This window comes from Pseudoalteromonas sp. Cn5-37, assembly GCF_021532495.1.
Taxonomy (GTDB): Bacteria; Pseudomonadota; Gammaproteobacteria; order Enterobacterales; family Alteromonadaceae; genus Pseudoalteromonas; species Pseudoalteromonas simplex.
The window spans coordinates 24,505-32,303 of the sequence record NZ_JAKGBA010000032.1; the positions used below are offsets into that span (position 1 = coordinate 24,505).

Below are 7,799 nucleotides of genomic sequence, written 5' to 3' on the forward strand. Positions count from 1 at the left end.
TAATCATTTTAGTAGGACGACTAACAATGGCTTTAACACACCTTCAGCAATTAGAAGCTGAAAGTATCAAAATCATGCGCGAAGTTGCTGCTGAGTTTGAAAACCCGGTGATGCTTTACTCAATCGGTAAAGATTCATCTGTGTTATTACACTTAGCGCGTAAAGCGTTTTATCCAGCAAAGATCCCATTTCCACTTTTACACGTTGACACCAACTGGAAGTTTAAGGAAATGATCGCGTTTCGTGACCGCCTAGCTAAAGAGTATGGCTTTGATTTAATCGTCCACAAAAACCCTGAAGGGTTAGAGATTGATATCAATCCATTTGTTCACGGCTCGGCAAAGCACACCGACATCATGAAAACGCAAGGCTTAAAGCAAGCGTTAGATAAATACGGCTTTGATGCTGCGTTTGGTGGTGCACGTCGTGACGAAGAGAAATCACGTGCTAAAGAGCGTGTTTACTCATTCCGTGATAAACATCACAGATGGGATCCAAAAAACCAACGTCCAGAGCTTTGGAATACGTACAACAGCCAAGTTAACCCAGGTGAAAGCATTCGTGTATTCCCGTTATCTAACTGGACTGAGCTGGATATTTGGCAGTATATCTACCAAGAAAACATTGAAATGGTTCCTCTTTACCTTGCCAAAGAGCGCCCTGTTGTTGAGCGTAACGGCACGCTAATCATGGTTGATGATGAGCGTATGCCATTAGAAGAAGGCGAAGTACCGCAAATGAAGTCGGTACGTTTTCGTACTCTTGGTTGCTACCCACTAACAGGTGCTGTGGAATCAACAGCAGGTACCTTAACTGAAATTATCGAAGAAATGCTGCTTTCAACCTCTTCTGAGCGTGAAGGCCGCGTGATTGATCACGACTCTGCTGGTTCAATGGAAAAGAAAAAACGTGAGGGCTATTTCTAATGTCTAAAACAAACGACACGATTAATGAAGTAAGAGAGTTAGGCATCGACGCCTACCTTGCTCGCCAACAAGACAAAAGCCTTTTACGCATGCTGACCTGTGGTAGTGTGGATGACGGTAAATCAACGCTGATTGGCCGCCTTTTACATGACAGTCACCAAATTTATGAAGACCAACTTGCAGCCCTGCATAAAGACAATGAAAAAGTCGGTAATGCCGGTGAAGAGCTTGATTTAGCACTTCTTGTAGATGGTCTTCAAGCAGAGCGTGAGCAAGGTATTACCATTGACGTTGCTTATCGTTACTTCTCAACAGCAAAACGTAAGTTCATTATTGCTGATACACCAGGACATGAGCAGTACACGCGTAACATGGTAACCGGCGCATCAACCAGTGATGTGGCGATTATCTTAGTTGATGCGCGTTACGGCGTACAAGTACAAACTAAGCGTCATAGCTTTATCTGTGACTCATTAGGTATTAAGCAGTTTGTTGTTGCTATCAACAAGATGGATATCGTCGATTTCGATGAAACCGTATACGAAAAAATCAAAGCCGACTACCTTAAGTTTGCAGATCAACTAAACGTTACTAATATCAAGTTTGTGCCTATGTCAGCACTAAAAGGTGACAACGTAGTTACACGCTCAGAGCACACACCTTATTACACAGATAAACCACTGCTTGAGTTACTTGAAGACTCACCAGCGGCTGAAATTGATAACGGTTTTGAAGCGCGTCTTCCGGTGCAATATGTGGTACGCCCTAACTTAGACTTCCGTGGCTTCCAAGGCACTCTAACGTCTGGCAAGTTCAGCGTGGGTGATGCTGTAAAAGTATTACCATCAGGTAAAAGCTCAAGCATCAAAGAGATTGTCACTTTCGATGGCAACTTAGATACCGCTGAAGCAGGCCAAGCAATCACTTTAACGTTAAACGACGAAATTGATATCAGCCGTGGCGATGTAATTGTACCAGCCGCTTCAAAAGCTGCTGTAACAAACCGTATTCAAGCTAAACTAGTATGGATGCATGAAGCACCGTTAGTATTAGGTAAAAGCTATAACTTTAAGTTAGGCAGCAAAAATACCTCGGCAGTGGTAAGAAAAATCAATCACACGATTGATGTAAATACCCTTGAGCATGGTCAAGCTGATTCATTACAACTTAACGAAATTGCAATTGTAACCTTAGAGCTTACAGAAACAATTTTGGCTGATGAGTACCACAATAATCATGAAACAGGTGCGTTTATCCTAATTGACCGCTTATCAAACCTAACCGTTGCGGCAGGTATGATTGAGCAATTACTTAGCACTGAAGAACAACAAAGTAGCTTTAGCGACTTTGAAGTTGAATTTAACGCTTTAGTACGCAAGCACTTCCCTCATTGGCAAGCGCTTGATATAACTAAGCTTAAATAACCACTATTCGCCTGTTATAGGAAGTAAAAAGCATGTATCAACAGCTGGTATTAACAGGCATTATGCTGGTATTAGTGGGGTGCCTTTTTGGCACTCGACTAAAACCTACATGGTTATTTGTCGGCGCCATTGGTATTAGTTATTTAGCAGGGCTAATAAGCCTTGAAGATATGCTAATTAACTATGCAAACCCTTCTTTAATCACTCTTATTCTACTTGTACTCGTTTCGATAGCTGTAGAAAAAACCACGTTAGTGCAAAAGCTTGCTCAGTCTCTTTCGAAAGGCAGCCTGACAAGTTCGGTGACCAAGCTTGGTTTATCAACCGCCTTTTTATCATCATTTACCAATAATACTGCGGTAGTGGCATCGCTGATCAGTGCGATAAAAGAAAGCCCAACACATTCACCGTCTAAACTTTTATTGCCTTTATCATACACCGCCATTTTAGGTGGCACGATCACCCTGATTGGCACCTCAACCAATTTAATTGTTAATGGCTTTGCCGTTGAAGCGGGCATGGAGCCGCTTGGCTTTTTTGATTTTACCTTGATTGGCTTAGGCGCACTGAGCGTTGGCCTTATCACTATTTTAGTGATGCTCAAGTATTTACCAGATAACGGTAAAAACGACCAAGAAGTAGTGCCCTTTTACCTAGAAGGTAAAGTAGAAGCAGGCTCAAAACTCATTGGTAAAAGTGTTGAGGAAAATGGCCTTCGTGAATTAAAAGACTTGTTCTTAGCCGAAATAATTCGTGGTGATAAACGTATTTGTGCGGTTACCCCAAAACAAGTTATCAAAGAAGGTGACGTACTACTTTTTGTAGGTGATATAAAGTCAGTACCTCTGCTCACCCAATTTGACGGCTTAAAAGTTGTGCACGACAAACATGAGAAAGACGTTGAGCACTTAGTTGAAGTTGTTGTTAGCCATTCTTCAAAATACATTGGTAAAACAATTAAAGAAGTTCGCTTTCGTGAACAATTTCATGCTGCCGTTATTGCTATTCGCCGCGGCCATGACCGTTTACAAGGTGGTTTGGGTAAAGTTCAGTTGCAAGCTGGTGACTCGCTGATCCTAGCTCCTGGCAAAGAGTTTTACTCGCTACCTAATTTAAAACGTGAGTTCGTTTATATTTCAGGCCTTGATTTACAAACCCATTTAAAACCTAAGCAATCAAATATTGTGTTAGCAAGTTTTGCAGCCGTATTGGGGTTAAGTATTGTCGGCCTCGTTCCCTTAGTGAAAGGTCTACTCGTTCTTCTTATCGGTTTAATGCTAACGGGTACAATCAAGCTAAGTGAAGTAAAACGTCGTTTTCCAATTGAGTTACTCGCAGTAGTGGGTAGTGCTATTGGCCTTGCCAAACTCATGATAGGCACAGGCCTTGCCGGTGAAATTTCATCAGCCATGTTATACGTATTAGGTGATTTTGGGCCTTACGGGGCATTTATCGCAATATTCTTGATGACGGTTTTGTTTACCGAACTCATTACCAATAATGCCGCTGCCGCGCTTTCATTTCCGGTAGCGTATGCACTCGCCGTTGGTTTTGATGTATCACCGTTGCCTTTTATTATGGCTGTCGCATTTGGTGCATCAGCGAGTTTCATTTCGCCATTTGGTTATCAAACTAACTTGATGGTTTACAGTGCGGGAAATTACCGCCTTAAAGATTACATTGCCATGGGCTTACCTTTATCGATTATTTACTCGATTACGGTTTTAACACTCATACCGCTGGTATTCCCATTTCAATAACGAGAGTAAAGACAATGGATGAAAATATCGTTTGGCATAATTACGCCATTAGCAAATCACAGCGTAGTGAGCAAAAAAAGCATAAGCCAACCATTTTATGGTTCACAGGTTTTTCAGGCTCAGGCAAAAGCACTGTTGCAAACGCACTAGAAAGCGCATTAAACCAATTAGGTGTTCACACCTACCTACTCGATGGCGACAATGTGCGTCATGGCTTGTGTAAAGATCTTGGCTTTACTGATGAAGACCGCGTAGAAAACATTCGCCGCGTTGGTGAAACTGCAAAGCTAATGGTCGATGCTGGTCTTGTGGTATTAACCGCATTTATTTCGCCATTCCAAAGCGAACGCGATATGGTAAGAAACTTAGTAGAGGATGGTGAGTTTATTGAGGTATTTTTAGATACCCCGCTCGACGTGTGTGAAACACGCGACCCTAAAGGGCTGTATAAAAAAGCACGAGCAGGTGAAATTAAGCACTTCACAGGTATCGACTCAGACTATCAAATCCCTACATCGCCAGAAATTAAAATCGATACCAGTAAAAACACCCTAGACCAATCGGTGCAAGAGCTGGTAGCGTATTTAAAACAACAGCAAATTATAGGTTAAGTCATGAATCAAACGGAACTGCTAGAAGAAATCTTACTCCTCGCACGCCAAGCCGGCAGTGCAATAATGGGGATTTACGAAAAGGACTTTAATGTTGAGTACAAAGCTGATGAAAGCCCAGTGACCGACGCCGACCTAGCAGCTCACAAAGTGATTGTGAATGGCTTACAACATCTTACCCCAGATGTACCAATTCTAAGCGAAGAAAGCGCTGATATTAGCTGGGATATCCGTCAAACTTGGCAACGCTACTGGTTAGTAGACCCAATTGATGGCACCAAAGAGTTCATTAAAAAGAATGGCGAGTTCACAGTAAATATTGCCTTGATTGAAAAAGGTAAACCGGTATTAGCTGTTGTCGATGCACCAGCATTAGGTGTGTCGTATATTGCTGCTGAGGCAATTGGTGCCTTTAAAGATAAAGGTGATGAGCGCATTGAACTTAAGGTAACCCGTAAACCAAATAAAGGGCTTATCCGTGTTGTCGGCAGCCGTTCACACCCTTCTCCTGATCTAGCTGAATTTGTAAAACAGTTTGAAGATGTAGAAATGGTTTCAAAGGGCAGCTCGCTAAAACTTTGTCTTGTTGCCGAAGGGAGTGCTGATATATACCCACGCCTTGGCCCAACCTGTGAGTGGGATACCGGAGCAGGTCATGCGATTGCCGAAATAGCAGGCGCAACGGTTAGCAAACTCGATGGCAGCCCACTACTGTATAACATTAAAGAAGAGTATCTGAATCCGTATTTTGTCGTATCGGCATTACAGGACTAAAAGCATTCCGTTAAATACCGTAGGCTGGGTAGAGCGTAGCGAAACCCAGCGTCTCCCCTGTCATCGCAAAATAAATATCAAAATTTCATATTCCCTACTTTATGACCACAATCATCTAGCCAATAAGTCCTTGTTCCTATAGTATTTTGCTCTCTCAAACTCATAAAGGAATAACCATGACGACTGTTGAAAAAGCAATTGAATCTGGCTACGAGGCCCAAATTAGCGCACTTTATAAAGCCCTTTCACAAGGAGTGCTTGCCGCTAATGGCGATGAAAGTGAAATCACTGCAGCTGAGGCACGTTTTAAGAAAGGTTTAGCATTTGCCGCAGATATTAAAGCTCGCGCACTTGCAGCAGCAGAATAAATACCACAACTGGGCTTTATAAATAAGCCCAACTTTCTTCTTTTGTAAGTCTCTCCTTACAGCATAGTTATTTAAATACAACGCTAAAACATGCATTCTAAGTCGCTTTTCTATATGCTGCGCGACAATTATTCTAATAGTGGAGTGCTAATGAACACACATCAAGATGCTATGCCTTATGATGCATCGACAACAAGTAGTAACTCAAAATGGAATCTTCATGACACCCAATGGGTATTAAGTTTATTTGGCACCGCAGTCGGTGCAGGGATTTTATTCTTACCAATTAATATCGGTATCGGCGGATTTTGGCCTTTGATTATCATGGCATGCCTTGCCTTTCCGATGACTTACTTAGCTCACAGAGGCTTAGCCCGATTTGTTTTATCATCAAAACAGCCTAAAGCAGACTTTACCGATGTAGTAGAAGAACACTTTGGCATTAACACCGGGCGCTTAATCTCTTTACTGTATTTTCTCTCTATCTTCCCTATTTTACTTATTTACGGTGTAGGATTAACCAACACTGTTGATAGCTTTATCGTTAATCAACTAGGTATGGAATCACCACCACGCGTACTGTTATCTGGTGTACTCGTTGGCGGTATGATCAGTTTAATGCTTGGTGGCGAAGCACTGATGTTACGTGCTTTTGCAATCCTTGTTTATCCGCTTGTCGCTATCTTGTTTTTCTTATCGATTTACCTGATCCCAAGCTGGCAAATGCCAGATGTGTCTGTCCCTGAGTTTTCAGGCTTTATGAAAACACTTTGGTTATCAATACCTATCATTGTATTCTCATTTAGCCACGCAGCTGCGATCTCAAGCTTTGTGCATGTACAACGTGCTCACTACGGCAATAATGCTAAAATGAAGTCAGAAGCAATTCTAAAGCGTACTAGCCTACTATTAATCGTGTTTGTTTTACTGTTTGTATTCTCGTGTGTGCTGTCACTATCTACTGAACAAATGGTACAAGCAAAAGCTGATAACGTGTCTATCTTGTCATTCCTTGCCAATATTACAGATAACTCGTTTATTGCTACTCTAGGGCCATTAGTTGCCTTTATCGCGATTACGTCTTCATTCTTAGGTCACTTCTTAGGTGCCCGTGAAAGCTTCAACGGCCTTGTTAGTAAGCAAGCCCATATGAACCCTAAACTCGTTGATAAGATTGGCACTGTTATCATGTTCTTTGCTATTTGGTATTGCTCGGTGATCAACCCAAGTATTTTAGACATGATGGATCAGCTATCAGGTCCTATCATCGCCATGATCCTTTTCATCATGCCAATGATTGCCGTTTATAAAGTACCTAGCTTACACAAATACAGAAACCGCTTAAGCACACTGTTCGTATTAACAGTTGGCTCTCTAGCCGTATTTGCGCTTATCTACAGTATGATTATTAAGTAATCTCATCATTACTAGATATAGAAGCCCAGCCAGGAAACCGGCTGGGCTTTTTTGTTAGCAACTGGAAAGTTGGAAGGCGTGGCGTAGGTTGGGTAGAGCGTAGCGAAACCCAACAGCGTGGTAATTCGTCATGTACAATGCAGAGGTAAAGTTCATTAATAAAAGACGAATTAGCGCAAGGTGAAATAAGCCGTTTTAGAGATCGCTAACCTGTTATACCAGTAGAGATTTTAATAATTTTTAACCATGGGTTATGAAGAGGGTCATATGGATTATGTTGGGTTTCACTCCGCTCTACCCAACCTACCTGGAGAATGAACAGGGTGAGCTTAGAATGACTCTGTACTAAACAACCCCGCAGTTCAACTTTACCCTTGCTAACTTGTAACTCGCTAATACCATTCCGCTTAAATATCTGATCTAATATAGGCTATATAAAATCACCGGTTAATAACATTGAATCCAAACATATCTGAACAGCTTTTAGCGCTTTCTCGTAAAGAACCAAACGCACGAAAAC

At 41.9% G+C, this 7,799-nt stretch carries 7 protein-coding genes; all 7 read left to right on the top strand.

Annotated features, from left to right (window positions below):
• Nucleotides 1–26: 26 nt before the first annotated feature.
• Nucleotides 27–926: a sulfate adenylyltransferase subunit CysD gene (gene cysD / locus L1266_RS19715; protein ID WP_054554821.1), complete on the top strand. Its 900-nt coding sequence runs from the start codon at nucleotides 27–29 to the stop codon at nucleotides 924–926.
• Nucleotides 926–2,350, top strand: a complete 1,425-nt coding sequence (gene cysN, locus L1266_RS19720) for a sulfate adenylyltransferase subunit CysN (protein WP_235378193.1) — start codon at nucleotides 926–928, stop codon at nucleotides 2,348–2,350. The genes cysD and cysN overlap by 1 nt, the downstream gene beginning before the upstream one ends.
• Before the next feature lie 32 nt (nucleotides 2,351–2,382).
• Nucleotides 2,383–4,110, top strand: coding sequence for an SLC13 family permease (locus tag L1266_RS19725; protein WP_235378194.1), 1,728 nt, complete (start codon nucleotides 2,383–2,385; stop codon nucleotides 4,108–4,110).
• A 14-nt stretch (nucleotides 4,111–4,124) separates the two neighbouring features.
• A complete protein-coding gene (cysC, locus tag L1266_RS19730) occupies nucleotides 4,125–4,721 on the top strand; it encodes an adenylyl-sulfate kinase (RefSeq protein WP_058586654.1) in 597 nt (198 codons plus the stop codon).
• A 3-nt stretch (nucleotides 4,722–4,724) separates the two neighbouring features.
• Nucleotides 4,725–5,495 carry a 3'(2'),5'-bisphosphate nucleotidase CysQ gene (cysQ, locus tag L1266_RS19735; RefSeq protein ID WP_235378195.1) on the top strand — a complete coding sequence of 257 codons (771 nt, stop codon included), beginning with the start codon at nucleotides 4,725–4,727 and terminating at the stop codon, nucleotides 5,493–5,495.
• Between the two features lie 176 nt (nucleotides 5,496–5,671).
• Complete coding sequence (locus L1266_RS19740) at nucleotides 5,672–5,863, top strand: hypothetical protein (RefSeq protein ID WP_138600937.1); 192 nt, start codon at nucleotides 5,672–5,674, stop codon at nucleotides 5,861–5,863.
• Nucleotides 5,864–6,013: 150 nt separating this feature from the next.
• Entirely contained in the window at nucleotides 6,014–7,279 is a 1,266-nt protein-coding gene (locus tag L1266_RS19745; protein WP_235378196.1) for an aromatic amino acid transport family protein, read from the top strand.
• Nucleotides 7,280–7,799: the final 520 nt, after the last annotated feature.